Origin of the sequence: Rhodobacter lacus, assembly GCF_042683065.1 — a bacterium.
Taxonomy (GTDB): Bacteria; Pseudomonadota; Alphaproteobacteria; order Rhodobacterales; family Rhodobacteraceae; genus Rhodobacter; species Rhodobacter lacus.
Window position 1 is genome coordinate 350,971 of the sequence record NZ_JBHUIX010000009.1, and the last position, 25,833, is coordinate 376,803.

22 protein-coding genes and 1 tRNA gene are annotated in these 25,833 nt (G+C 64.5%); 6 read left to right on the plus strand and 17 right to left on the minus strand.

Annotated features, from left to right (window positions below):
* Positions 1-122: 122 nt before the first annotated feature.
* Both ACFSM0_RS09300 and secG read right to left on the minus strand, forming a co-directional pair.
* A complete protein-coding gene (locus ACFSM0_RS09300; protein ID WP_377389619.1) occupies positions 123-1,766 on the minus strand; it encodes a CTP synthase in 1,644 nt (547 codons plus the stop codon).
* Between the two features lie 205 nt (positions 1,767-1,971).
* Positions 1,972-2,547, minus strand: coding sequence for a preprotein translocase subunit SecG (gene secG, locus ACFSM0_RS09305; RefSeq protein WP_377389621.1), 576 nt, complete (start codon positions 2,545-2,547; stop codon positions 1,972-1,974).
* 198 nt (positions 2,548-2,745) lie between these two features.
* Here secG and ACFSM0_RS09310 point away from each other — a divergent pair, with 198 nt between their 5' ends.
* Together ACFSM0_RS09310 and ACFSM0_RS09315 are read left to right on the plus strand one after the other, a co-directional pair.
* Entirely contained in the window at positions 2,746-4,044 is a 1,299-nt protein-coding gene (locus tag ACFSM0_RS09310) for an adenylosuccinate synthase (RefSeq protein WP_377389623.1), read from the plus strand.
* Positions 4,044-4,289: a DUF2842 domain-containing protein gene (locus tag ACFSM0_RS09315; protein ID WP_377389625.1), complete on the plus strand. Its 246-nt coding sequence runs from the start codon at positions 4,044-4,046 to the stop codon at positions 4,287-4,289. Before ACFSM0_RS09310 ends, ACFSM0_RS09315 begins: the two co-directional genes overlap by 1 nt.
* 68 nt (positions 4,290-4,357) lie before the next feature.
* Here the strand turns inward: ACFSM0_RS09315 and ACFSM0_RS09320 are convergent, their stop codons facing one another.
* Positions 4,358-6,850: a hypothetical protein gene (locus ACFSM0_RS09320; protein ID WP_377389627.1), complete on the minus strand. Its 2,493-nt coding sequence runs from the start codon at positions 6,848-6,850 to the stop codon at positions 4,358-4,360.
* Between the two features lie 140 nt (positions 6,851-6,990).
* Between ACFSM0_RS09320 and ACFSM0_RS09325 the strand changes: the two genes are divergently transcribed.
* Positions 6,991-7,644 carry a thiamine diphosphokinase gene (locus ACFSM0_RS09325; RefSeq protein WP_377389629.1) on the plus strand — a complete coding sequence of 218 codons (654 nt, stop codon included), beginning with the start codon at positions 6,991-6,993 and terminating at the stop codon, positions 7,642-7,644.
* Here the strand turns inward: ACFSM0_RS09325 and ACFSM0_RS09330 are convergent.
* Entirely contained in the window at positions 7,574-8,524 is a 951-nt protein-coding gene (locus ACFSM0_RS09330) for a DMT family transporter (protein ID WP_377389631.1), read from the minus strand. The two genes, ACFSM0_RS09325 and ACFSM0_RS09330, sit on opposite strands and share 71 nt — an antisense overlap.
* A gap of 125 nt (positions 8,525-8,649) precedes the next feature.
* Between ACFSM0_RS09330 and ACFSM0_RS09335 the strand changes: the two genes are divergently transcribed.
* Positions 8,650-9,384 carry an alpha/beta fold hydrolase gene (locus tag ACFSM0_RS09335; RefSeq protein WP_377389633.1) on the plus strand — a complete coding sequence of 245 codons (735 nt, stop codon included), beginning with the start codon at positions 8,650-8,652 and terminating at the stop codon, positions 9,382-9,384.
* A gap of 3 nt (positions 9,385-9,387) precedes the next feature.
* Here the strand turns inward: ACFSM0_RS09335 and ACFSM0_RS09340 are convergent, their stop codons facing one another.
* From ACFSM0_RS09340 to ACFSM0_RS09365, 6 genes are all read right to left on the minus strand, one after another.
* Complete coding sequence (locus ACFSM0_RS09340; RefSeq protein WP_377389635.1) at positions 9,388-10,077, minus strand: aspartate/glutamate racemase family protein; 690 nt, start codon at positions 10,075-10,077, stop codon at positions 9,388-9,390.
* The gene (locus ACFSM0_RS09345; RefSeq protein ID WP_097070279.1) at positions 10,077-10,793 is read right to left on the minus strand and encodes an ABC transporter ATP-binding protein; all 717 of its coding nucleotides are present in this window, start codon (positions 10,791-10,793) and stop codon (positions 10,077-10,079) included. Before ACFSM0_RS09345 ends, ACFSM0_RS09340 begins: the two co-directional genes overlap by 1 nt.
* 3 nt (positions 10,794-10,796) lie before the next feature.
* Complete coding sequence (locus tag ACFSM0_RS09350; protein WP_377389638.1) at positions 10,797-11,579, minus strand: ABC transporter ATP-binding protein; 783 nt, start codon at positions 11,577-11,579, stop codon at positions 10,797-10,799.
* Entirely contained in the window at positions 11,576-12,550 is a 975-nt protein-coding gene (locus tag ACFSM0_RS09355) for a branched-chain amino acid ABC transporter permease (RefSeq protein ID WP_377389640.1), read from the minus strand. Before ACFSM0_RS09355 ends, ACFSM0_RS09350 begins: the two co-directional genes overlap by 4 nt.
* 3 nt (positions 12,551-12,553) lie before the next feature.
* A complete protein-coding gene (locus tag ACFSM0_RS09360; protein ID WP_097070282.1) occupies positions 12,554-13,423 on the minus strand; it encodes a branched-chain amino acid ABC transporter permease in 870 nt (289 codons plus the stop codon).
* A gap of 69 nt (positions 13,424-13,492) precedes the next feature.
* Positions 13,493-14,680: an ABC transporter substrate-binding protein gene (locus ACFSM0_RS09365; protein ID WP_377389642.1), complete on the minus strand. Its 1,188-nt coding sequence runs from the start codon at positions 14,678-14,680 to the stop codon at positions 13,493-13,495.
* Between the two features lie 160 nt (positions 14,681-14,840).
* Here ACFSM0_RS09365 and ACFSM0_RS09370 point away from each other — a divergent pair, with 160 nt between their 5' ends.
* On the plus strand, positions 14,841-15,599 hold the full coding sequence (locus ACFSM0_RS09370) for a GntR family transcriptional regulator (RefSeq protein WP_377389644.1): 759 nt from the start codon (positions 14,841-14,843) through the stop codon (positions 15,597-15,599).
* 4 nt (positions 15,600-15,603) lie between these two features.
* On the opposite strand, the gene ACFSM0_RS09375 is transcribed toward ACFSM0_RS09370, so the two are convergent.
* The 3 genes from ACFSM0_RS09375 to exbB are packed head-to-tail and all read right to left on the minus strand — an operon-like array spanning position 15,604 to position 17,692.
* Positions 15,604-16,458 carry an energy transducer TonB family protein gene (locus ACFSM0_RS09375; RefSeq protein WP_377389646.1) on the minus strand — a complete coding sequence of 285 codons (855 nt, stop codon included), beginning with the start codon at positions 16,456-16,458 and terminating at the stop codon, positions 15,604-15,606.
* Positions 16,455-16,919, minus strand: coding sequence for a TonB system transport protein ExbD (gene exbD, locus ACFSM0_RS09380; RefSeq protein ID WP_377389648.1), 465 nt, complete (start codon positions 16,917-16,919; stop codon positions 16,455-16,457). Before exbD ends, ACFSM0_RS09375 begins: the two co-directional genes overlap by 4 nt.
* Complete coding sequence (gene exbB / locus ACFSM0_RS09385) at positions 16,919-17,692, minus strand: tonB-system energizer ExbB (RefSeq protein ID WP_377389650.1); 774 nt, start codon at positions 17,690-17,692, stop codon at positions 16,919-16,921. Before exbB ends, exbD begins: the two co-directional genes overlap by 1 nt.
* Positions 17,693-17,991: 299 nt before the next feature.
* Here exbB and ACFSM0_RS09390 point away from each other — a divergent pair.
* Positions 17,992-18,065 (plus strand) — tRNA-Gly (locus ACFSM0_RS09390).
* 357 nt (positions 18,066-18,422) lie between these two features.
* On the opposite strand, the gene ACFSM0_RS09395 is transcribed toward ACFSM0_RS09390, so the two are convergent.
* From ACFSM0_RS09395 to hsdR, 4 genes are read right to left on the minus strand one after another with little or no spacing between them, the layout of a single operon-like run.
* The gene (locus ACFSM0_RS09395) at positions 18,423-19,490 is read right to left on the minus strand and encodes an FmdB family zinc ribbon protein (RefSeq protein WP_377389652.1); all 1,068 of its coding nucleotides are present in this window, start codon (positions 19,488-19,490) and stop codon (positions 18,423-18,425) included.
* Complete coding sequence (locus ACFSM0_RS09400; protein ID WP_377389654.1) at positions 19,487-21,211, minus strand: restriction endonuclease subunit S; 1,725 nt, start codon at positions 21,209-21,211, stop codon at positions 19,487-19,489. The genes ACFSM0_RS09395 and ACFSM0_RS09400 overlap by 4 nt, the downstream gene beginning before the upstream one ends.
* Complete coding sequence (locus ACFSM0_RS09405; RefSeq protein WP_377389656.1) at positions 21,208-22,656, minus strand: class I SAM-dependent DNA methyltransferase; 1,449 nt, start codon at positions 22,654-22,656, stop codon at positions 21,208-21,210. Before ACFSM0_RS09405 ends, ACFSM0_RS09400 begins: the two co-directional genes overlap by 4 nt.
* Positions 22,657-22,659: 3 nt before the next feature.
* Positions 22,660-25,116, minus strand: coding sequence for an EcoAI/FtnUII family type I restriction enzme subunit R (gene hsdR / locus ACFSM0_RS09410; RefSeq protein ID WP_377389658.1), 2,457 nt, complete (start codon positions 25,114-25,116; stop codon positions 22,660-22,662).
* Between the last annotated feature and the right edge of the window lie 717 nt (positions 25,117-25,833).

Genomic DNA, 25,833 nt, shown 5'->3' on the forward strand with positions numbered 1-25,833 from the left:
TTGATTTCAGCCCCTTCGACTTTGTCCAAATATCCTCGGGGGGTGAATTGCGGCGCAGCCGCAAGAGGGGGGCAGACAGCCCCCCTTTGGGGCGCCCGCACAAGCGGGCGCAAGCTGCGGGCTCAGACCAGACGGCTTTGTTCGAGCGCGGCCTTCACGAACCCCGCAAAGAGCGGGTGCGGCGCGAAGGGTTTGGATTTCAGTTCCGGGTGGAACTGCACGCCGATGAACCACGGGTGATCGCGGTGCTCGACGATCTCCGGGAGCCGCCCGTCGGGGCTCATCCCCGAAAACAGAAGCCCGCAGCCCTCAAGCGCTTCGCGATATTTGATGTCGACCTCATAGCGGTGGCGGTGGCGCTCCTCGATATCGGTGGCGCCGTAAACCTCGGCGACCTTCGAGCCCTCTTTGAGCGCCGCGGAATAGGCGCCAAGCCGCATCGTGCCCCCCTTGTCATCGGTGACCTTGCGCTCGACGCGGTGGTTGCCCTGCACCCATTCCTTGAGGTGATAGACCACCGGCGTGAACCGCTTCTTACCGGTCTCGTGGTCGAATTCCTCCGAGCCCGCATCGGTCACGCCCGCCAGATTGCGCGCCGCCTCGATCACGGCCATCTGCATGCCAAGACAGATCCCGAGATAGGGCACGCCCTTCTCGCGCGCAAATTTCACGGCGCGGATCTTGCCTTCGGTGCCGCGTTCGCCAAAGCCGCCGGGAACGAGAATGGCGTGGAAATTCTCCAGATGCGGGCCGGGGTCCTCGCGCTCGAAAATCTCGGCGTCGATCCACTCCGCCTTCACCTTCACCCGGTTCGCCATGCCGCCATGCGTGAGCGCTTCGGCAATCGACTTGTAGGCATCTTCGAGCTGCACATATTTGCCGACGATCGCCACACGCACCTCGCCCTCGGCATTGGTGAGCCGGTCCATCACATCTTCCCAGCGGCCCATATCCGGGCGCGGCGCGGGAGAAATGTTGAACGCGTCAAGCACCGCCTGATCGAGGCCGGCACGATGATAGGCGAGCGGCGCCTCATAGATCGAGCGCAGGTCATAGGCCGGGATCACCGCCTCGGGCCGCACGTTGCAGAACAGCGCGATCTTGGCGCGCTCCTTGTCCGGGATCGGATGTTCGGAGCGGCACACCAGCACATCGGGTTGCAAGCCGATCGAGCGCAGTTCTTTCACCGAATGCTGGGTCGGCTTGGTCTTCAGCTCTCCGCTCGCCGCAAGATAGGGCAGCAGCGTCAGATGCATGAAGATGCATTGCCCGCGCGGGCGGTCTTGCGCGAATTGCCGGATCGCCTCGAAGAAGGGCAGGCCCTCGATATCGCCGACGGTGCCGCCGATCTCGCACAGCATGAAATCCACCTCATCATCGCCGATGCCGATGAAGTCTTTGATTTCATTGGTGACGTGCGGAATCACCTGGATCGTTTTGCCCAGGTAGGCGCCCTTGCGCTCTTTTTCGAGCACGTTCGAATAGATCCGCCCGGAGGAGACCGAATCCGTCTTGCGTGCGCTCACCCCGGTGAAGCGCTCATAGTGGCCAAGGTCGAGATCGGTCTCGGCGCCGTCATCGGTGACGAAAACCTCGCCATGCTCGAAGGGCGACATCGTGCCGGGGTCGACGTTGAGATAGGGGTCAAGCTTGCGCAGGCGGACCGAAAAGCCGCGCGCCTGCAGCAGCGCGCCCAGTGCCGCCGAGGCCAGACCCTTGCCGAGCGAGGAAACCACGCCACCGGTGATGAAGACATAACGTGCCATGAGGCCCCCGTGATCAGCAAATTCCAAGGCATTCCCGGTTCGATTGAACAGGGATCACGGGATTTGAGTGTTACACGATTCGCAGCCCGCCCGCAACCGGACCGCAACAGGTTGAGTTAAGAAGGGCGATTGCCCCTAACTATTGTGGAAATGAGAAGAACTGTCGCGCGCCGAAAAGGCGCGCGGCTCAGGGCTTCGTCGTGCCTCAGTTCGAGGCGGGCGCGTCCGCATAGGGCGAGACGCCCAACGGAAGCTCCGGCATCGCCGGGGCGGCGCCCGAGCTTTCCGGGGCCGGATCTGCAGCGGCCGGATCTGCAGTGGCCGGTGCTTCGGTCGCCGGTGCTTCGGCCGCAGGGTCCTCGGTTGCCGGAGCCGGTTCGACGGCAGGCGTTTCGGCTGCGGGCGCGGCAGGAACCGGCGGCAGCATCGGCTCATCCGCGGCGGGCGGCGGGGCGCCAATGAGCGGCGCGCCCGTTTCGGCGGGCGTTTCCGCCGGCGCGGTCGTGGTCACGGTGTCGAGCACCGAGCCCTCTTTCGCGGCGCGTGCCGCAAAAACAGTGAGCGTGATCGAGGTGGCAAAGAAGGCGACTGCGAACACCCAAGTGACCTTGGAGAGCGCATTGGCGGCCTGACGGCCGGTCATCACGCCGGTGCCACCGCCGCCGCCACCGCCGCCCATACCGAGACCGCCGCCCTCGGAGCGCTGCAACAGCACCACCCCGATCAGCAGAAGCGCCAGCACGAGGTGGACGACGAGAATGACGTTCTGGACGTTTTCCATATGGGGGTCGCGCCTTCTTTCTATCGACGCGCCTATCTAGGCGGATGGGACCCGGCGCGCAACCCCGTTTGCGGCCCCTTGAGGCGTGCAGTCGCATGATCGTGCGGCCAAGAGCGCCGATTGCGGCGAAAAAGCGGTTCCCCCCGCCGGCCCGGCTCGCTATATGTCGCACGGTTTCACACCAGCGGAGAAAAATGCATGGCCAACGTGGTGGTTGTCGGCGCCCAATGGGGCGACGAGGGCAAGGGCAAGATCGTGGACTGGCTCAGCGAGCGCGCCGATGTCGTGGCCCGGTTTCAGGGCGGCCATAATGCGGGCCATACGCTGGTGATCGGCGGCAAGGTCTACAAGCTCAACGCGCTGCCTTCGGGCGTGGTGCGGGGCGGCAAGCTCTCGGTGATCGGCAATGGCGTGGTGCTTGATCCGTGGCACCTGATCAAAGAGATTGCCGCGATCCGCGATCAGGGCGTGGAGATCACCCCCGAGACGCTGATGGTGGCCGAGAATACGCCGATGATCATGCCGTTCCATGGCGAGCTGGACCGTGCCCGCGAGGCGCAGGCGGCCGGGTCGAACGCGAAGATCGGCACCACCGGGCGCGGCATCGGCCCCTGCTATGAAGACAAGGTGGGGCGGCGCGTGATCCGTGTGGCCGATCTTGCCGATGCGGCGACGCTGGCGACGCGGGTGGACCGCGCGCTCATCCACCACAATGCGCTGCGCGAGGGGCTGGGTCTGCCGCCGATCGACCGTGACGCTCTGATTGCCGAGCTGCAGGCGATTGCGCCGGAGATCTTGCAATATGCCAAGCCGGTCTGGAAAGTGCTCGGAGAGCTGCGCAAGGCGGGCAAGCGGATCCTTTTTGAAGGCGCGCAGGGCTCGCTTCTGGACATCGACTTCGGCACCTATCCCTTTGTCACCTCTTCGAACGTGATCGCGGGGCAGGCGGCGACGGGCGTGGGGCTTGGGCCGAATGCGGTCGATTACTCGCTCGGTATCGTCAAGGCTTACACCACGCGGGTGGGCGAAGGCCCGTTCCCGACCGAGCTGAAAGACGACGATGGCGACCGGCTCGGCACGCGCGGGCATGAATTCGGCACGGTCACGGGGCGCAAGCGCCGCTGCGGCTGGTTCGATGCGGTGCTGGTGCGCCAGACCTGCGCGATTTCGGGCATGAACGGCATTGCGCTGACCAAGCTCGACGTGCTCGACGGGTTCGAGGTTCTGAAAATCTGCGTCGGCTACGATGTCGATGGCGTGCGCTACGATTACCTGCCGACGCAGGCCGCGCTGCAGGCGAAAGCCGTGCCGGTTTACGAAGAGCTTGAGGGCTGGTCGGAAAGCACGCAAGGCGCGCGCTCGTGGAACGACCTTCCCGGTGCGGCGGTCAAATATGTGCGCCGCATCGAAGAGCTGATCGGTTGCCCGGTGGCGATGCTTTCGACAAGCCCCGAGCGCGATGACACGATCCTTGTCACCGACCCGTTCGAAGACTGATGGCGCTCTCCTATCGCACCCGTCGGCGGCTCTCGCTGCTCGTTCTCGTGCTGGGGCTGCCGGCTTATATCGTGGTGGCGGTCTCGGCCGTGGCCTGGGCAGAGACGCGCTGGGGGATGCTTCCCTGGTGGGGTTCGGTTCTGGTCTATGTCGTGCTGGGCTTCCTCTGGATCGTGCCGCTGAAACCGATTTTCATCGGTGTCGGCAAGGCTGACCCGGACGCACCTCCCCCTGAGCAAAAATGAAAACGGAGGGGCAATGCCCCTCCGTTTGCTGATTGGCCTCGGCAGGCGCCTGCGCGCCCGCCTCAGGGTCAGGCGCGCCGCTCGAAAAACCGGCTCGCCTCGGTGATCGCATATTGGCCGCGTTTGACCTTGGCGATCTTGCCTTGACGCAGCAGCGTTCCGAACACGCGCAGCCGGTCTTCGCGGCTGATGTCTTCGGTTTCGAGCGCGGTCACCTTGCGCATGATCTGCGGCGGCGAAAAATGCGGGCGCCCCTCGACTTGCGCGGTATAGGCCGCCGCGGCTTCGAGCAGCTCGGCAAGCCCCTGCGGGGCGCGGGCGCGGGCGAATTCGGCAAAACCGGTGGCGGCCTCATCGGCTGCACGCTCCTCGGGGGCGGCATCGGCCGCAACAGCGGCGTCTTCCTCTTGCATGCGGTGCAGGCTCGCCGTGGTCACGCGGCGCGGGCGCACGGCCTGCGCATGGGCCTCATCCACGCTCGGAAGCTGATCGACGCGCTGCTCGGAGACGAGCACGAGCGGCGCGGGGCGCAGCTCGGGCCGGGCGCCGGGCACACTCGCGCGCGCGCCTGTCGCGCCTGTCTCGACCAGCCCCACCGGGCGGCGCGGGCGCACCGCCTGATGCAGATCCTGCCGGTAGGGTTCGGTCTGGTCGGTATCGGCATCGCTCTGGGCGCGGTTTCCGGCGCGCCGTTCGGCCACCGTGGCAGCCACCGCGGCCTTGAGATGGGCAATAGCGGAAATCCGGCGCTGGTTCTCGCTGCCCGCCATTTGCGCATCGGTCTTTTCGAGCAGACGCGACAGATCGCCTTCGGCCACCGGGCGCGGGCTGCGTGCCATGGCGGGCGGGGCCAGATCCGCGGCGTGCAGATCGCGCGGCGTTTCGGGCGCGGCGTCGTCTTGCGCCTCGATCTCTTCGCCCGGTGCGGCGGCGTCGTCTTCCGCGGCATCCTCGGCGGCGGTCATTGCGGCGGCGGTCATTGCAGCGGCGGGGGCCTCAGGGTCCGCGTCGGTCTCCGGTGCGAGCGCGGCCTCATCGGGGATCGCTTCGGCAATCGCATGCTGCACGGCGGCAAGGCTGCCCCAGTCGGAATCGTCGGGCAGATCCTCGGCGAGGGTCGCGAGTTCCGCCATCAGCGTGTCATCCGCCTCCGGGATCTCGGTCTCTTGCATCTCTGCGCTGGCCGGGGCGATCTCCAGATCGCTCTCAGGCGACGGTTCTGCGCTGGAGAGCTGTGCCGCCACGGCGGCGAGCAGCGCATCGGCATCGTCTTGCGGCGCTGCGGCGTCTGCGGGGGTGTCTTGGGCGGCAACGGGCTCGGCCCGACGCAGCTTGATCACCCGCGCGCGGATCACCGGGCGCGGCGCGGCGGCCTTGGCGGGCGCGTCGGCTTGCGCTGCCGCCGGCGCTGACGCCGCATCTTCGGCGCTTTGCGCCATCGAGGCGCGCTGGCGTGCTTCCGCCTCGGCGCGCAGCTTGAGGGCTTTTTCCACTTGCTCGGCTTCCGCCAGCGCCATCCGTGCCGCAAGGCGTTCCGCGCGGCGGCGCTGCCGCTCAAGCTGGATCCGTTCCGCTTCGTCAACGGGGGCTTCGTCGACCGGGGCTTCACCGACCGGGGCGGCGTCAATCGGGGCGGGCTCTTCGGCAGCCTCTTCGGCAGGCCCTTCCGCCGCGGCTTCTCCGCCCTGTGCCGGCGGTTCGGCCGCGGTGGCTGTCATTTCCGGGGCGGCGCTGGCTTCGGCTTGTTCCGGCTCGATCCGGTTTTCATCTGCAATCTGAGCCGCTTCAACCGCGCTCAGCGGGCCGGAGATGTCGAGCGCAAAACCGAAGTCTGCATCGCTGGCGACCGGATCGCTCGGCGCGTCGGTCCGCTCTTCGTCCTCGCTCGGATCTTCTGCCGCGACCGGGGCGAGCGGCGCCGGCTCGGCCTCCGCTTCCGCCGCACCTTCGGGCGGGGCGGCCACAGGCCGTTGCGAATCCGGTTCTGCCGGTTGCGGTGGCGCGGCCATCGGCAGCGCTTCTTTCGGCGCGGGGGCGGCGGCGGTGGCCGGTTCGGCGCGGGCATGGGCCACTGCGGCACGGATCCGTTGCAGCTTGGCCGCCACCGAATCGGACACCGGGTCGGCGGTGGTGGGCGCCGTCTCGGGCGCCGCGTCAGGCGCGGCCACCGGAATTGAGGCGGCCGGGATCGACGCCAGCGGAATCGAGCCGTAAACCGGGGTCGGGCGCGGTGCCGCCTCGGGCGCGACCACCTGCTGGGCGGCGGGCACGACCATGCCGGGGGCCTCTTCGGCGCCGGGAGCGCCCATGCGCGGGCGTAGCACCACGCCATTTTTCTGGATCTTCGCTTCCACCCGGCGCTGGATCTCGCGCTCGGCGATGCGGTGCAGCATCTCGGCATCGGGCTGGGGCGGCTCGGCACCAAAGTAACGGTCATCGGCGGCCAGATCGCGGAAGTATTCCGCAATCGCCTTCATCGTGTTGAACGGCTCGTCAAACCCCTCGAGCGTGCACGAGAAGGTGCCGTAGGACACGGTGAGAATCTTGCTCGCTCCAATCATCGACCGTTGCCTTCTCCTGAACCTGTTGCGTTCACCATGACCTCCCAAGTCGTTCTTTCGAGTGAACGAATTGGGGCGATTCCGTGGAATCTTCGCGTTTGCGCTTGAGTTTTATCGCCTTAATCGTAACCAATCATGCCATGTCGGAAATGATTGTCCAATGTGAAGGCGGGGTCACGCTTTTGGGAGGCGGGGCCGCCGAGGCGGCAGATATCGCCACTGCGCTGGCGCTTGCGCCTCCGCTCGTGGCCGCAGATGGCGGCGCAGAAACCGCGTTGAACCAAGGGCTTATGCCGCTTGCGGTGATCGGCGACATGGACAGCCTCAGCACCGAGGCGCAAGCCCGTCTGGGCCCGCGCATCCACCGCATCGCAGAGCAGGACAGCACCGATTTTGGTAAATGTCTGCAAAGAGTTGAGGCACGATTCTATCTTTGCCTCGGGTTTACGGGGTTGCGACTCGATCACACGCTCGCGGCCCTGAGCGAGATCGCCGCCCGGCCCGCGCAGGCGGTGGTTCTGATCGCCGAAGATGAGGTGATTTTCCGCGCCCCGCCGCAGCTTGCGCTGGATCTGCCCATCGGCACGCGGCTCTCGCTTTACCCGATGGGGCCATCGCGGGGCCGCGCCGAGGGGCTTTTGTGGCCGCTTGACGGGCTCGCGTTCACGCCCGCCGGGCGGGTTGGCACCTCAAACAGCGTGACGGGGCCGGTTCGGCTGGAGATTACGGGGCCGATGCTGGTTTTGGTGCCGAAGGCGCATCTGACCGCCGTGCTCGCTGCGCTCGTGCGGTGACCCGTTCGCGGTGGATGATGTAGAGCCCCGATCCGGTGATGATCGCCACACCGACCCAGGTGAGCGCATTCGGAAAATCGCCGAACACGAGATAGCCAAAGAGCGTGGCGGTGAGCATCTCGAAATAATGGAGCGGGGCGAGCGTCGAAGAGGGCGCGAATTTCAGCGCAAAGCTCATCGACATATGGCTCACCGTCGAGGCAAGGCCAACGCAGAAGCACCAGAGCCAGAAGATGCCTTCGGGGAGCTCAAAGCGGAGCTGGCCGATCTCGAGTGGCCCGCCCAGAGCGAGCACGGGGGCCAGCAGCACGATGGCCGCCCAGGCCGTATGAAGCTGCATCGGCACCGGATGCATGTGGCGCGAGAGCGCGCGGGTCAGCAGGATGTAAAGCGCAAACCCGACCGCCGTGCCGAGCGGAAACAGCGCCACCGCGCCAAAGGTGATGAACGAGGGCTGGATCACGAACAGCGCGCCGATGAAGCCCACCACCGAGGCGCCAAGCCGCCGCGGCCCGACCTCTTCGCCCAGAAAGAACCGGCCGATGAACAAGATCACGAACGGCTCGACAAAGGCGATGGCGAGCGCATCGGCAATCGGCATCACCTGCACCGCGGCGACAAAGCTGTAGGTGGCAACGATCGAGACCGCGGCGCGGGCAAAGGTGAGCACGGCCGCGCGCCGGGTCATCCCGAAAGGATGGCCGAGCAGCGCCACGATCGGCAGCATCAAAAGCATCTGCGCCACGTAGCGCCCAAGCGTGACCGTGCCCACCGGCACGCCTTGGGCGGCCAGTTTCGAGGCCACGTCGATGAGCGGCGCGATGATACAGAAGCCGAGCATCAGCGCGATGCCGGGGAAGATGCGATCCGGGTGTGTCATGCCTTCGCCTAGCCCGGCAGCAAGAAAGCGTCCATCCTGAAAGCGACCTTGGCCCGCGTCGTTTCGCGCCGCTTGAGAAGGACGGGGCAGGGGGCTAGGCTCGCCCCGCCAGCAAGGAGGACCCGATGACCGAATTCTTCACCACGCCCGAGGGCCACCGCATCGCCTATCAGAAGCGCTCGGGGAGCGGCCCCGGCGTGATGTTCCTGCACGGGCTGCATTCGGACATGACGGGCGACAAGGCCGAGGCGCTCGACGCCTGGGCCGCCGCCAAGGGCCGGGCCTTTGTGCGCTTTGACTGCTCCGGCCATGGCCAATCCTCCGAGCGCTACCCCGAGACCTCGGTGAAGGACTGGTTTGCCGATGCCAAGGCCGTGCTCCATGAAATTGCTGAGGGGCCGCAGGTGCTTGTGGGCTCCTCGATGGGGGGCTGGCTTGCGCTGTTGCTCGCCCGGGAATGCCCCGAGAAGGTGGCGGCGCTTGTGACCGTGGCGGCAGCGCAAGATTTCACCGAGGACGGATATTTTGCCTCGTTGAGCGACGCGCAAAAGACCGCGCTGATGGAGCAGGGCTATGTTGATCTGCAATACGGGCCGCAACCCTACCGGATCATGAAAAAATTCATCGTCGACGGGCGCGATCACTTTGTCATGCGCGATCCGCTGCCGCTGCCCATGCCCACGCGGCTCTTGCAAGGCTCGCTCGACCGGTCGGTGCCGCCCGATTGGGCGGTGAAGCTCTTCAACCATGCCGAGGGGGAGGATATTCGCCTCACCATGGTGAAAGGCGCCGATCACCGCTTCTCGACGCCCGACAACATCGCGCTGATCAAGGCCACGCTTGAGGCTTTGCCGGTGTGAACCTCAGCGGCGGGGCGGCGCATACCCGCCCAGCCGCGAGGTGGTGAGGCCAAGCCGCACCAGCGCCTCGGCCTGCGCCACGGCGCAGACCACACCATCCAGCACCGGCAGGCCATGCGCTGCGCCAAGGTTTTGCGCAAGGTCGGTCATGCCCGCGCAGCCCAGCACGATCGCCTCGGCGCGGTCCTCACGGATGGCAAGGCTGACCTCGGCGCCGATGCGCGCACAGGCGTCGCTGGCGGGGTCTTCAAGCTCCAGCACCGGGATCTCCGAGGCGCGCACCCGGCCACAGCGGGCCATCAGCCCGTAGCGCGTCAGGTTATGCTCGATGGCGGGCACCGAGCGGCCAAGCGTGGTGACGACAGAGAACCGGTTCGCGAGCATCGCCGCCATGTGGAACGCCGCCTCGCCGATACCGAGCACGGGCTTTTCGGTCACGCAGCGCGCCGCATCGAGCCCGGTATCGTCAAAGCAGGCGATGATCACGGCGTCAAAATCCGCCCGACCCCGGATCAGGCCCAAAAGCCCGGCAAGGCTCATCGCCTCGTCGTAATAGCCCTCGATCGCGGCGGGGCCCTGGGCCGGGTTTACCGCCACGATCTCGGTGCCGGGGCTTGCCACGCGGCGTGCGGCGGCGCCGATCTTTTCGGTCATCGCCGCGGTGGTGTTGGGGTTGATCAGCAAAAGGCGCATCAGAGGTCTCCGCCCAGGTAAGCCGCCTTGATCCGCGGATCTGTCATCAGCTCTTTCGAGGCACCGGTCAGCGCCACAGTGCCGGTTGAAAGCGCATAGGCGCGCGAGGAGATCGACAGCGCCATACGGCTGTTTTGTTCGACCAGCAGCACCGAAACGCCCTCGTCGCGGCTGATCGCCACGATGGAGCGGGCGATGTCCTGCACAAGTTTGGGGGCAATGCCGAGCGAGGGCTCGTCGAGCAGCAGCAGCTTCGGCGCCGCCATCAGCGCGCGGCCGATCACCATCATCTGTTGCTCGCCGCCCGAAAGCGTGCCCGCCTGCTGGCCGTAGCGCTCCTTCAGCCGCGGAAAACGGGTGAGCACCGAGTCGAGCGAGCGCGCAATCCCGGCCTTGTCGGAGCGCGAAAACGCGCCCATCAAGAGGTTGTCCTTCACCGACATCAAGGGAAACACCCGCCGCCCCTCGGGCACCATGGCAATGCCCATTTTCACGATATCCGCCGGGGCGCGCCCGTCGATCCGTTCGCCGCGATAGGTGATCGTGCCCGCGCGCGGTTTGCGCAGCCCCGTGATGGCGCGCAGAATCGAAGATTTGCCCGCGCCATTGGCGCCGATCAACGCCACCGTCTCGCCCTCGGCCAGATGCAGCGACACGCCCTTGAGCGCATAGACGTGGTCGTAATAAAGTTCGATGTTTTCGAGGCTTAAAAGCATGTCTTACATCCCGATGGCGGCATCTTCGGAGCCGAGATAAGCCTCGATCACCCGCTCGTTGGCCTGAATTTCAGCCGGCGTGCCCTCGGCGATCTTTTCGCCGAAATTGAGCACCACGATCCGGTCGGAGATCTTCATCACCGCGGGCATGTCATGCTCGACCAAAAGCACGGTGATGCCGCGCTCGTCGCGCAGCCGCCGCACCAGCGCCACCATCCGCATCGTCTCATCGTGGTTCATGCCTGCAAAGGGTTCGTCAAGCAGCAGCACCGCGGGGTTGGTGGCGAGCCCGATTGCCATGCCAAGCGCGCGCAAATGCCCCTGCGGCAGGTTTGAGGCGAGCTCATCGGCAATCGCGCCAAGCCCGAGAAAGCCGATGATCTCGTCGGCAGAGGCCGCAAAGGCCGCCTCATCGGCGCGCGCCGCGCTGGAGCCGAAGAAAAAGCCCACAAGCGAGGCCCGTGCGCGCAAGTGATGGGCAACGATCACATTTTCCCGCACCGTCATGGAGCGGAAGATCGTCGTTTCCTGAAAGGTGCGCACCACGCCTTTGCGCGCCACGGCATGCGGCGACAGGTTGGAGATCCGCGCGCCGCGGAACAACACCTCGCCCGAGGTCGTGCGCAGGAACGAGGAGATCATCTTGAAGAGCGTGGATTTGCCCGCGCCATTCGGGCCGATCACCGAAAGGATCTCGCGTTCGTTCACCTCAAAGGAGATGTCATTGTTCGCGACGAGCCCGTCAAAGCGCTTGGTCACATGGCGGATCTGCAGGATCGGGCTCATTTTTCACCCCCTTTGCCGCGCAGCATTGCGGGCAGGCTCAAAAGGCCATTCGGCACCACCAGCATCGCCGCGATCAGGAGCGTCGAATAGATCAGCATCTGGTATTTCGCCGCCGCAAAAAGGAGCGACCAGCCGAAGTAGAGAACCAGCGTGCCAAGCATCGGCCCGAACACGAAGCCAAGCCCGCCGAGGAAGCAGTTGAGCATGAAGTTCACGCTGTCGGCGACCTGAAACGACGAGGGGTAGATGGATTGCGAGATCACCACAAAGCCCGCCCCCGCAATGCCGCCCATGAAGGACGAGATCGCATAGGCCAGCACCCGCAGGAAGGCGATGTTGACCCCGATCGAGGCGGCGAGGTCTTCATTCTGTTGCAGCGAGCGGAACAGATGGCCCAGCCGGGAGCGGGTGATGCGCCAGAGCACCAGATAGGCGAGGCACATCAGCGTCACGGCCATCAGGTAAAAGGCGAGCTTCGGGTTTTCGAGCGTGGCGAAGTCGGGCAGGAGCGTGATGCCGAAGAGCGACACCTCGCCCGGCAGCGGGATCGAGGTGATGCCGCGCGCGCCATTGGTGACGGGCAGCGCAAGGGCGGAGAGCCGCGCCACCTCCGTCAGCACCAGCGTCACCATCGAGAAGTAAACGCCCCGGAGCCGCAGGATCGGCAGGCCGATCAGCACGGCGAGCGCGGCGCAAAAGAGCCCCGCGAGCGGCAGCGTGGCCCAGAAGTTGAAGCCGAGTTTGGTGATCAGCACCGCGGCGACGTAGCCGCCCACCAGCGCATAGGCGCCTTGGCCGATGTTGATCCGCCCGATGTAGAAGGTGAGCCAGACCCCCGCCGAGCCGATGGAGAGCAGCGCCACCGAGGTGAGGGTGTAGTAGAAATCCCACCGGCCGGTGAGGGTGATCAGCACCGGCACGCCGATGAAGAGGGCGGCGAGAAATGCCGCCACGGACAGAAAACGGATCATGGCTCAACCCCAGGGTTTGCCCATCAGCCCCTGCGGGCGGAAGGCGAGGAAGATCAGGAGCGACACGAAGATGACGAGATAGGTGATGTCGCCATAGGCTGCGAGAAGCGACAGGCCGACACTTTCGAGCATGCCAAGGATGAAGCCGCCGGCAATGGCGCCCGAAATCACGCCCGCGCCGCCGATCATGATCATCATGAAAGCCTTGATCGAGGTGGGCCCGCCCATGCCGAGGTTGACGCCGACGATAGAGACCAACAGCCCGCCCACGAGCCCCGCGAGCATGGCGCCTAGGGCAAAGCCGATCATCGAATAGCGCCCGACATCGACGCCCATCAGCTCGGCGGCCATCCGGTCTTGTGCAAGCGCGCGCATCGCGCGCCCCGTGCGTGAGAGGCGCATGAAGAGGATGAAGGCGGCGATCAGCGCCACCGCAAGGCAGCCGATCAGGATCCGGTCATAGGGCATGACGATGCGGAAATCCCAGTTGAACACGCCTTGCACGATCTTGGGGATGCCGCGCTGTTTTTCGCCAAAGACGAGAAGCGTGACCGCATCGAGGAAAAACGCGATCCCGGCGGCAAGCAGCATCGTGCTTTCCTCGCGTTTGGAGCGCCGGATCACGGGGGCAAACAGGAACCGCTCGGCAAAGGCGCCAAGGGCCGCAAGCGCCACAGCCGAGCAGATCAGCCCGACGACGAAGGGCAGATGGAACTGCGCCACCACCGTATAGGTGATGAACCCGCCGAGCACATACATTTGCCCATGCGCGAAATTGAGCACGTTCATCAGTGAAAAGATGAGCGTGAGGCCGAGCGCGATCAGCGCATAGGATGCGCCGAGAAAGAGCCCGTTGACGATGATCTGCTCCATTCCGTCCCTCTCCCCGGGGTGGAAAGACCCGGCCTTGCGCGGCCGGGTCCGGTGTTGGCAAGGCTCAGCTCAGTCGACCGTGGCCACGAAGAGCGTCTCGAAGCTGCCGCCCTGATATTCGTTCACCACGAGCGGCACCGAAAGCTGCCGCTTTTGGCCAAACGAGGTGGTGCCGACATAGGTCAGCTTTGCATCGCCCTTCATGAACGGGTTCGGCGCCTCGAAGGTGTCCATCTCCGCCTTGAAAGCGGCGATATCGGTGATGGAGGCCGGGGCGGCCTTCATCGTGTCGAGGATATATTCGAGCGCATAGACCTTGGTGTTCGACTCGTCGTTATATTCGCCGAACATCTCGGTGTATTTCGCCACGAACTCTTTCATGTAATCCGAGGCGATCTCGGGGGTGGAGGCGCCGCCCACGGAGATGAAGCCGTTCGCGGCATCGCCCGCGCCCTCTTCGATCACCTTGGCATCCTGCGCGGTCTCGGTCGAGATCAGCCCGGTATAGCCAAGATCCCGCGCCGAGCGGATCAGCTGCGGCGCGGCGGCGGGGGCCACACCCGAGAGGACAAGCAGATCGGGTTGCGTTTTCAGCACCGGCAGCAGCACCGGGGTGAAATCGGTCGTGTCGACCTGATAGGTCACATCCGACGACGTCACCTCAAGCCCGAGCGCCGTGGCGGCCGCGACGCCGCTGTCGCGCTGGCTCAGCGGGTCGGATTCATTCGCGGCAACAAAGGCAACCTTCGCAACGCCCTTGTTTTCTTTCAGGTATTTGTAGATCGCCGGGCCCGATTGATAGCTCGCCACCATGCCGAGGATCGCGTTTTCGGCGGGCTTGGTGTAAAGCTCTTTCGGGAAGGCATAGGGGACATACATGATGTCATTGGCCTCGGCCACCGGGCGCACCGCGGCGGCGCCGTCATCGACGTTCGGGCCAATCACGTAATGAATGCCCTGCTGCGCCATCTGCTCCATGCCGGCAATCGCGCGTTTGGGGTCTTTCTGGTCGTCGAAGGTGACGATCTCGATCTTGTAGGTGGTGCCGCCGATCTCGACGCCGCCCTTTTCGTTCAGCATCGCCGCCAGCGTCTGCATCGAACGCACGTTCGAGGTGCCCCAGGCGGCGGCCGGGCCGGAGGTGACGCCGACAAAGCCGATCTTCAGCGTGTCTTCGGCCTGGGCCGTGGCGGCAGAAAAGGTGAGGCCCGCCACGACCGCAAGCGCGGTGGTGCGAAGCATGGTGCGTCTGTTCATCGTGGATACTCCCTTGGGACCGTCGTTGTTCGGTGCGGTGGCCGGTTCCGGGCGCTTGGCGCGGCGGCTGAGAGCAGGGAAAAGATTGTTAACAATCCTGTCAACGTTCCTGTTAAGCTTGCAGTCACCACGCCGGGCGCTTGTTGAGCGGGCGCCTGCCATGTATTTCCCTGTTCTGACAGGCAGTTTCGAGATGGCTCCGATGACCGACGGCCCCGAGAGAGACATCGATGATCCCGCTTCTGGTGAGGAAATCACCGAAGCGGAGATCGTGGAGCGTATTTTCGAGGCAGTGATGGAACGGCGGCTGGCCGCGGGGACCAAGCTTTCCGAATCGGAACTGTGCAAGGCCTTCGGGGTCGGGCGGATGCGGATCCGGCGCGCGCTTTTGCTGTTGGCGGCGCGCGAGGTGGTGGAGCTGCGCTCGAACCGTGGCGCCTATGTGGCCTGCCCGAGCCCGGCGCAGGCGCGCGACGTGATCGAGGCGCGGGCCGCGCTTGAGCCCGCCGTGGCGCGGCTGGTGGCCGAGCGCGCCGCGCCCGAAACACTCGCGGCGCTTGCAGCGGTGCTGGAAGAGGAGGCGGCGGCGCATGCGCGCGGCAGCCGTCACGAGGCGATCCGGCTCTCGGGGCAGTTCCATCTGCGGCTCGCCGAGGCGAGCGGCAATGCCACGCTGGTGCGGATCCTCAAGGATCTGGTCACGCGCAGCTCGCTCATTGTGGCGATCTATGGTGCGGCCGGGCTCGAGACCTGCCGCGACCATGATCACGCCACGCTGCTCGCCGCGCTCCATGCCCGCGATGGCGCCGAGGCGGAGCGGGTGATGGCGGCGCATCTGGCCGATATTTTCGCCACGCTCGATCTGTCGGGGCGGATGCCCGCGGGGCTCGATCTCGCGCAATTGCTTGCGCGCCCCTGAGCGCTCAGCGCGCGAATTTGATCGCCAGCGAGAAGCTGTAGCCCGGTTTTGTGAGCTCTTTGGGGGCGGCGGGGAAGTGGCCTGCGCGGTGCACGGCGGCAAGGGCTGCGGCATCAAGGGCGGGATGGCCCGAAGAGCGGGCGACCGAGGCGGCGGTGAGCGCGCCCGCGCGGTTGACGGTCAGCGCCACCGTGACCGTGCCCGCGGCCCGTCCTGCGGCGCTCGGGTAGCTCTTGCGCCGTTCGACGCGGGCGCGGATGGTGGCGCCCCAGCGGCTCAGAAGCGATTTCTCGGTGCCCGCAGAAAGGTTTGCCTGTGCCGCTTGCCCGCCCGTGCCTGCGCCGGTGGCCCCGCCCGCGCCCGCGGCCCGGCTCGCCGCGCGGCTCTCGGCGCGTTGCGGTGCCGGCTTTGCCTTCGGTTGCCGCTCCGGCGGCTTTTCAGCGCGTTCGGGTTTCGGCATCGGCTTGGCTTCGGGCTTCACCTCGAGGGGCGGTGCCGGCTGCTCGACTTTGGGCGGCGCAATTTTCGGCGGTTCGGGCGGCAGCAGGATCGGATCGGGCAGAACCACCTGCGGGATCTCGATCACCGGGGCGGTGAGCGGCAGCGCCATCTGCGGCGGGGCGAGCTTCACCTCGGGCGGCGGCAGATCAACGAAAGCGGCCTCGATCGCCTCGAAGCTTTGCAGATCCTCGCCCCCCGCGCCCGCGGCGACAAGTGCGGTGGGGGCCGCCTCGGTGCGCGCGAAGACGGCGAGCGCCGCGCCATGCAGCACGAGCGAGATCGCAAGCCCGGCGAGCACCACCCGCGCGCCGGACGGGGGGGCGGCGCCCGCCTCCTGCAGGGCGAGCGAAAGGCTCACGGCGCGGCCCCGGCGGTGGGAGCAAGCGCGCCTGCGAGGGCATCGGCATCGGCCTGTTCCAGCCCGACAAGGCCCACCCGCAGATAGCCCGCCGCCCGCATCTGATCGAGCAGCGCCATCATCTCGCCATAAGCCACGGCCTTGTCGGCGGAGACAAAGATCCGCGCCTCCCGGTCGCCCTTGGTGGCGGCCTCGATCGCCGGGCCAAGCGCCTCTGGCGTGACCGGATCGCGGCCCAGAAGCAGCGCGCCATCGGCTTGCAGCGTCACCACCACCGGGTCGGCAGGGCGGGGCGCGGGCTTGCTGGAAGCCACCGGCAGATCGACCGGCACGTCCACGGTCGACAGCGGGGCCGCGACCATGAAGATGATCAAGAGCACCAGCATCACATCGATGAAAGGGGTGATGTTGATCGACGCCTCGGGCGCGAGATCATCCTCTTCGGAGAGCCGCAGCGCCATTATTCCGCCACCAGATGCAGCGCGCGCGTGGCCTCGGGCTGATGGCGCGCGCGGTCAAGATCGCGCGAGAGCGTGCGCTCGACCAGCGCCGCCGCATCGGCAAGCGCGGCCCGATAGCCGCCAATGGCGCGGGTCAGGTGGTTGTAAAGCAGCACGGCGGGGATCGCGGCAACAAGGCCAAGCGCGGTCGCCATCAGCGCCTCGGCAATGCCGGGCGCGACCACCGCAAGGTTCGAAGAGCCGCTTTCGGCAATGCCGACAAAGGCGTTCATGATCCCCCAGACCGTGCCGAAAAGCCCGACAAACGGCGCGGTCGAGCCGACCGAGCCCACCGCTGTCACGCCAGATTGCATGGCGCGCGCGGCGCCCGCCTCGATCCGGCCAAGCTCGATGGCCACGCGTTCCTTGATCCCGGCATCGGGCAGCCCCTTGGACGCGCGGATCTCGGTGCGCGCGGCATGCGCCATCTGCGCCATCAGCCCGCGGGGGAGGGGGGCGCCGAGCGCGCCTTCCTGTGTCAAGGCGCGGTAATCGCGCCGCAGCGCGCGGCGCGCGCGGGAGAGCTGCACAAGCTTGCCCGCCCAGATCGCCCAGGCCAGCACGGAGGCGGCCAGCAGCCCGAGCATCACCGCCTTCACCAGCGTATCGGCATCCATGAACATTGCCAGCGGCGTCAGCGCTTCGGAGGCCGCCGCCTCACGCAGGGACTGCGCAAGCCCGGTGGCGCCCAGACGGTCGAGAAACAGGATCAATGCATCATCGGTCGGGGACATGGCGGGCCTCTCTGAGCAGCAGCGCCGCGGACGCGAAACGGAGAATCCGAATCCGCGCTCCGGGCGCCCGCTATCTTTGACTGAAGTTTATTCTTTTTGTCAACTTAGCATCTTGCCCTTGCCGCGGCGCGCCGGCCCCCTGCGTCAAAGCCCCGCGCATGCGCGTTTTCGCGCGGATCACGCCCGGCGCGGCGCCTCTTTTGGCGCAGAGGATATGGCTGGCGGGGTCTTTTGCGCCACGCAAACAGCCGCCACGGGGGGCTTGCAGGCTTTCGTCTGACACGCTAAAGAGGCGCCACGCGGGTGTAGCTCAATGGTAGAGCCGCAGCTTCCCAAGCTGATGACGAGGGTTCGATTCCCTTCACCCGCTCCAACTTCCCCCATATGCAACCCTTTGATCTGAAGCAGATATTCAGGTCGGCACAGGTTTTCCCGGGTTTTCGCTCCTGCAGAACAAACGACGAAAAAAGGCCGGATTTGGAGACCTTCGGGACCCGAGTCCCGAAGAAAGTCCCGAAGCAGTTCCAAGAATGTTCCGCCCCATCGAAAGGCGCGGGCAGGAAATGCGTTCGGGCGTGAGGTATTGACCCATCTGACTCTGCTCAGGTCAGGCCGCTGATCTGAATGCCTCGACAGGCGTGCGCGCGGTAAGGGCATGATGCAGGCGGCGGCGGAAGGTCGGCAGGTTGACCTGTTGTTGACCGGAAATCTCCGCCCTCGGCCGAACGCGTCAAAACGCCAACCCCACCGCGCCGCCCCCGCAGACCGGACATTTCCGCTGCCAGATATCGGAACTATTCGCCCCGTAGCGATGACCGCAGTTTCCGCAACGCAGGACGTAAACGACTTGGTTATGGTCGCTGCCGGGAAGATCGGTTGCCTGCAAAACCTCTTGGCCGTTCTTGTTCACATAACCTGCCTTGGTCGTCTTGCCGCCGCCACTACCGGCGCGTCCCACCTTTGCGATTCGCTTGGTGGAGCGCTTTGGCTTTGCAGCAGGCTCCCAAGGAACGCCCAGAATCCAGCCCTCAACCTGTGCCACGGCCATTTCGGGCGGCGACAGCTCGGGCGTCATCGCCTGCAACAGCCGCCCCTCTGCGGTCGCGGTCGACAGCCAGGCCGCCACGCTGTAGGCATCGTGCTGGTCCGGTGTGCGATCCTCAACCGGATAATCCGCGCTCCACAGTCGTGGATAGACCTCAAGGACCACCGACTTCCCCACCGGCACATCCCAGCCATCGAAGGGCCAGAAGTGGACCCGATCGCCCAGCGCCCGTCGGATGAACAACAGCCAAGGAATTCCGGCATGGGTGGATTTGGCCACGGACCCTTGCACGTCAAAATGAAATACCGACTTCGCCCCGGGCGAGCGCTCTTCCGTCAGGCGCCGCCAACGCGGACTTCCCTCGCGCGCCGCGCCGTTCCCAACCGTGCCGAAGCGCACGAAATCGACATAGGTATGATCGGCATCCGTCGGCCAGTGCTGCTGGAAATCATCGAGGAAAGCAGGCCAATCCGGCAATAGCCCATGGACCTCGAAGTAGCGCAGCGGAAATGAAAAGGCGTGATCGATGCCGACGACTGTCGGAATGTCCTCGGCCAGCCGCTCGACCAGCCATTGCGCAATCCCGCGCCGCGTCCAGTATCGCTTCGGCGAGGGCGGCGGGGCAACCTCCTGCGGGGCAGCGCCCCCCACGGCCATGTAAACCCGCAACCCTTTCAGGCTCGCGTTCGCCGTCTCTGCGCCCGAGTAGTCTATGCCGATCATTCGGACGAAAGCTGGCGCGGTGTCGGTCATGCGGCGGCCTCGGCCTGAGCGCCCGGTGCCCCGCCCAGCGCCTCGTGCAACAGGGCTTCAAGGAGGCGGGAGCGGGTGGTGGTGGTGGTGGTGAGGCTGGCTTCCAGTTGATCGCAGAGGGACATGAGGGCATCGACCTTGGCCACGATGCGGTGTTGTTCGGCGAGGGGTGGGAGGGGGATGGGAAGAACCTCAATCAAGCCCACGTTGAGTGTTGGCTGCGCCAGTGTCCGTGTCGCTTCGGCACAGTAAGTCTGGATCAAGTCCGACCGCATGGCCAAGAGAAGATAGTCGGACGAAATCGATTCCACGGGTGCAATGCGTGCCACCGCCCTAGCTATATTTGCGCCAGCCCAAGACTGCGGGGCTACGCCAAGCTTTCCGATGCTGCCCACAACGCACAGCAGTATCTCGCCGCCCCGTAGTCGGGTTCGGGCATAAGGTGCTTCGATCTCGGGCGCGATGGTTTTGTTCGGTCGCTCAGGGTGCCCTGACAGAGCAAGGTCCTGCGCTCTGACGAACGGAATGCCATCAGTGACATCAGGACCGGGGACCAGAACACCATAAGAAATCGTGGCAGTCGGATCGACAAGGTTACCAATCGCTTCGATCCGCCAGCTATCTGGAAGGCTCGCGATTGAAGTTTGATCCGCGAAGGGAACTGGCCGTTTCGCACGGACCTTCGCGCCCTTTGCTTTCGCAACGCGCTCCTCCCCAATCCGCTTCAACAACTCTGCCGCCGGTTCTTCGGTTGGGTCTTGCGGCACCAGCTTCCCGCGCACGGCGAGGTTCAGGATGGTTTGGCGGAGGGTTTTGATCTGGTCGGGGCGGGTGGTGAGGGTGGGCAGGGTTTGCAGGGCAAAGCGGGCGTGGATGGGGAAGGTTTCCGCGTCGATCTCGGGGGCGGTCAGGCGGGTCAGGGTGGCGGCGGTCAGCCGATCCCGCACCGCCTCTCGCATCGCCCGCGCGCCCTCCAGCCTGTCACACAGCGCCATGAGTTCATTGACCTTGGCCACAATCCGCCGCTGCTCGGCGAGGGGTGGGAGGGGGACGATCAGCTTTTCCATCTTCTCTTTGGTCATATGAACCATCGAGATGCCGTGACCTGCTTCCTTGATTTCCCGGGTCTTCTGCTGAAGGAACAGAAACAGATACCACTTGCTGAGGTCCGCTTCGCTGATGAGGGGCAGCTTCCAGATATGGTAATGAAAGATCGCGCGCGGCCCGTCCCAAATGAATGGCCCGAAAGACGCCGACCACGCGTAGATCAGGTCTCCCGCCTCGCAGTATTTGTCGTCGTCCAGTTCAAGATCAGAATAATACCAGTGATTGGACGTGAAGAGATTGCCGACACGAAGCACTGGGGTGCCTGACGACAGAAGCTCTTGTTGCTTGTAGGCCCGACCGTTCAACACGCGGACAAGCTGCCCCAAAGCCGCGAACGTCCAACCATCTGGAGCGTCGAATGGAAGTTCTTCCAAAGCATTGGCTGCGGATGTGTCACGTTGTTTGCCGCGCCGGGCCGGTTGTTGCGCTGCACTGCCCGCAATCCGCTTCAGCAATTCCGCCGCCGGTTCGTCGCTCGCGTCCTGCTCCACCAGTTTCCCGCGCACGGCCAGATCCAGCACAAAGCGGCGCAGGCGGGGGATGGCGTCCTCGGCCTCGGCCACGCGGTCATAAAGCGCCAGCAGGCGCTCGGCGGTAAAGGCTCCATCCCTCATCGGGCCAAAGCCTCGGTCAGGATCGTCTTCAACTGATCGCGCAAAACGCGCACCTGCGCCTCGGCGGCCTCCAGATCGGCCAGCAGGGTTTCGGGGTCGCCATGATCCTCGGCCACCGTATGGGGGTTCTTGATGTCAAGGTTATAGCCGCGCGCCTTGATGTCAGTTGCGGACACCTTCCACGCCTGCGGGCCTTCCTGCCGCCCGGCCCGCGCGGCCCCGCCCCACCATGCGGCGCAATCCGCCAGATGATCGAGCCGGATCGGTTTGGTCATCGAATAGGCCTTTTGCCCCTCGGGCACGCGGTGTTCCCAAAACCATGTCTCGGTCGTGGGTGTGCCCTTTTCAAAGAACAAGAGGTTGGTGCCGATCGAGGCATAGGGTTTGAAGACCGAGTTCGGCAGTCGCACGATGGTGTGCAGGTTGCACTCATCCATCAGGTGTTCCTTGAGCCGGGTCTTGATGCCCTCGCCGAAAAGCGAGCCATCGGGCAGCACCACGGCGGCGCGGCCACCGGGCCTCAAGAGTCGGATGATCAGGGCCAGGAACAGATCAGCGGTTTCGCGGGTGCGGAAGGTGGGGAAGTTGCCCTCGATCCCGTCCTCCTCCTTGCCGCCAAAGGGCGGGTTGGTCAGGACGATGTCAACGCGTTCGTCCTTGGTCCAGCTGACCAGCGGGCGGGCAAGGGTGTTGTCGTGGCGGACGAAGTTCGGCTCCTCCACCCCGTTGAGCAGCATGTTGGTGACGCAGAGCATGTGGGGCAGCGGCTTCTTTTCCACCGCGCGCAAGCTGGCCTGCATAAGCGTCTCATGCTCGGGCCGTTTGACGTAAGCCCCGCGCATGTGGCGCATGGCGCAGGTCAGAAAACCGCCGGTGCCGCAGGCGGGGTCCATCAGGATCTCGCCGGGTTTGGGGTCGATCTGCTGGACCATGAAGGCGGTGACGGCGCGGGGGGTGTAGTATTCGCCCGCGTTTCCGGCGTTTTGCAGGTCGTTCAGGATCTGTTCGTAGATGTCGCCGAAGTGCTGGCGTTCGGTCAGGTTGTTGAAATCCACTTCGTTGATCTTGTTGATCATCTGCCGCATCAGCTGGCCGGATTTCATGTAGTTGTAGGCGTCCTCAAAGACGTCGCGAACGACCTTGGCGCGGGGGCCCGCGGCGGTGGGCAGGGCCTTGAGCCGGGGGAAGAGGGTGAGGTTGACGAAGTCGAGAAGCGCCTCGCCCGTGATGCCTTCGGGATCGGCCGCCCATGCGCGCCACTGCAGATCGGACGGAATGGGCGAGGTGTAGGCGTCCTTGGTGAGTTCGAGTTCCTGATCCTGATCGTCGATGATCTTGAGGAAGAACATCCAGCACAACTGGCTGATGCGCTGGGCGTCACCATCAACGCCGGTGTCCTTGCGCATGATGTCCTGGATGGATTTGACGAGGGTGCGGACGGACATTGCTTAGGCGCTTTCTTCGTAGATGGCAGATTGCAGGTCGCGGACGGCCTGTTCGAACCCCGGTTTTCCTCCGAAAGCGCGGATGAGTTCAACCACGCTTCCCATCCCGCTGAAGGGGGCGATTTTCAGCACGCCGGGGTCATCGAGGGTCATCACCCCTTCATCTGCATATTTGTCCAAAAGCGCCTCCAGAACGGCGCGCGCCTTAGGGCCGAACTTGGTGAAAACATCGCGCTTCTTGACGTTCTCGGCCCGCTCTTGCCGGGTCAGGGGTTTGGCGTCAAAGGCAATGTGGCAGATCAGGTCGAAGGGATCGAGGTCTTTGCCAAGCTCGGCCGCGATCATGTCCAGCGGCAGGCCTTCGGCTTCCAGTTCTTCGACCACCGCCTCTTTGCGCCGTGCGCTGTTCCAGCGCGTCAAAAAAGCGTCGAGGCTGGAGAATTGCTTCTGCAAAGCCTTGCGCGTGTAGTCGCGCAGGGACTCGGTGACCAGCTTGCCGCTTTCGTCGAGATATTCGACGCGTTCGGCCACGATCTGCGCCCCGACCCCGTCCACATAGACCTTGCGGGTCGGATGACCCGTCGCCCCAGCGCCTGTCATCGGACCCGCCGGATCAATCAGCACCGTCTCGTCGGTGCCGGGTTCAGGCGGCAGGGGTTCCCCATCATCCCCCGTCTGGGGCGCGTCATCGGGCGGTGTGATCGGATCATCGGTGTCGGGCTGGTAGATTTGCACCGGCTCGCCATCGAAGTCTGGATCTGCGAAATGGCTGGTCGAGCCGCGGAAGTCCATCACCGTGAAGTAAAGCTTCTGGGTGTCTTCATGCACCCGGGTGCCGCGGCCGACGATCTGCTTGAACTCGGTCATCGAGCCGACCTCGCGGTCAAGGACGATCAGGCGGCAGGTCTGGGCATCGACGCCCGTGGACAACAGGCGCGAGGTCGTGACGATGACGGGATAGGCAGCTTCGGGGTCAATGAAGTTGCCAAGTTGATCGAGGCCCTCCTTGTCATTCCCCGTGATCCGCATGACGTAGCGATGGTTCTGGGCCACAAGATCGGCGTTTTCGTTGATCAGCGCCTGGCGCATGCGGGCGGCGTGTTCCTGATCGACGCAAAAGACGATCGTCTTGGCCATCCGGTCGCCGCTTTGCGTCAGGAAGTCGGTGACCTTCTGCGCGACAAGCTTGGTGCGGTCGTCAAGCACCAGAGTTCGATCGAAATCCTTGGTGTTGTAGATGCGATCCTCGACCTCTTCCCCATCTCGATCAAGTTGTCCCTGAACCGGGCGGTAGCCCTGAACGTCACGATCGATATGGACCTTGATCACCTTGTAGGGGGCAAGGAAACCATCTCGGATGCCCTGCTTCAGCGAATAGCTGTAAACCGGGGCCCCGAAGTAGTCGATGTTCGAGGCATATTCGGTTTCCTTGGGTGTGGCCGTCAGGCCGATCTGGGTCGCGGAAGAAAAGTGATCAAGGATTTCGCGCCAGGCAGAGTCATCTGCGGCACTGCCCCGGTGGCACTCGTCGATCACGATCAGATCGAAGAAGTCCGGCGAGAACTCCTTGTAGAGCTTCTGGCTTTCATCCGGGCCTGTGATCGCCTGATAGAGGCCCAGATAGATTTCATAGGAGGTGTCGATCCGGCGTTTTTTGTCCAGCGCCAACGTCAAATCGGCGAGGGTCCCATCCGCCCGCTCAATCGTTTTCGATTGGGTGGACAGCTTTGCCATGCTGCCTGCGAACGGCCGAAAATCGTTGACCATCGTCTGGTCGATCAGCACGTTTCGATCTGCCAGAAACAGGATGCGCTTCTTCTGACCAGCCTTCCAAAGCCGCCAGATAATCTGAAAGGCCGTGTAGGTTTTGCCTGTCCCCGTGGCCATCACCAACAGGACCCGATCTTGTCCTTTGGCAATGGCTTCGATCGCCGCATTCACCGCGTTGACCTGATAGTAGCGTGGAGACTTCCCGCTGCCGTCGTCGAAGTAGTCTTGCAATGTGACGGCGGCGGCTTTATCGGACAGCCCTTTCCAAGCCCGGTAGCGCGCCCAAAGGTCAGCAGGTGAAGGGAATTCATCCAGCGTGAGCGTTGTTTCGGGCGTTGGGCTCGACCCGGTGCGGTCATGAAACACGAAGCCATCGCCATTCGATGAGAACACGAAGGGAATTCCCAAGGTCTCGGCGTACTCAAGCCCCTGCTGCATGCCCGCCGCAACCGGCAATGCGTTCTCTTTGGCTTCAATGATCGCAATCGGAATGTTCGGCTTTACCGACAGGATATAATCGGCCCGCTTTCCCTTTCCGCGGCTTACCAGTTTGCCCCGAACAATAATGCGGCCTTTTGTAAAGCTGACCTCTTCCCGGATTTGCGTAATTTCATCCCATCCAGCCTTTCGCAAGGCGGGGGTAATATATTTTGTGCATATGTCACGCTCACTGAGCGATCGCTTGTCCATGCGGTCCTGTCCTTGCGGAGCGACGCACCACCGCAGCGCCAATTCGGATAAGTGCCCTGATAGGCTAACATAAACGGATTTCAGACCACTGGGCAACGCCCAAAGGCTTTGCCAGTCACACTGTGACGACAAGCTTACAGCGGAACGATGATGAAGAGAATTACCCCAATGCGCTGGCGCCCCCCCCCTTCCGTTACGAAACCCTTCCATCGCGCGATCATTACACCCTACTCTCCCTGGCTCTAGCCCCCATGATCGTGCTGTAAACTGGCTGGGGCGGAGGCCTCTCACACGGTATGCTCCGCTCGAGGGCTGCATGAGATTGGATGGCGCCGAGCCTCAAGAAAGCGGGAGAGACCGAATGCGAAATAGCATGTTCATGGGGTCTAAAGCTCCATCCCAAAGATATCTTTGCACGCTGCGCCCCACGACATCTTCGCTCGTCCTCTTTCCCCCTACCGCCCCAACCGAACCCAAGACGCGCAGCCGATGCACGCCGAGGGTTCGTTTTTACCCAGCCAAGAAGCGCCGTCAGGGCGCGCCGAGGTCTGGGTCAGGGCGGCTGCGTGCAGCCGGGGGACGGGAACCCGTCCCCATACCCTGCTAAAGAATTGGGACGTCAATTTTCAAATACCGAATGGCATATCTTTATTCGCATACCCCCATAAAATCAACCACATTGCCGGGCCAGCGGAAATTATAGCTTGGATGACCAAC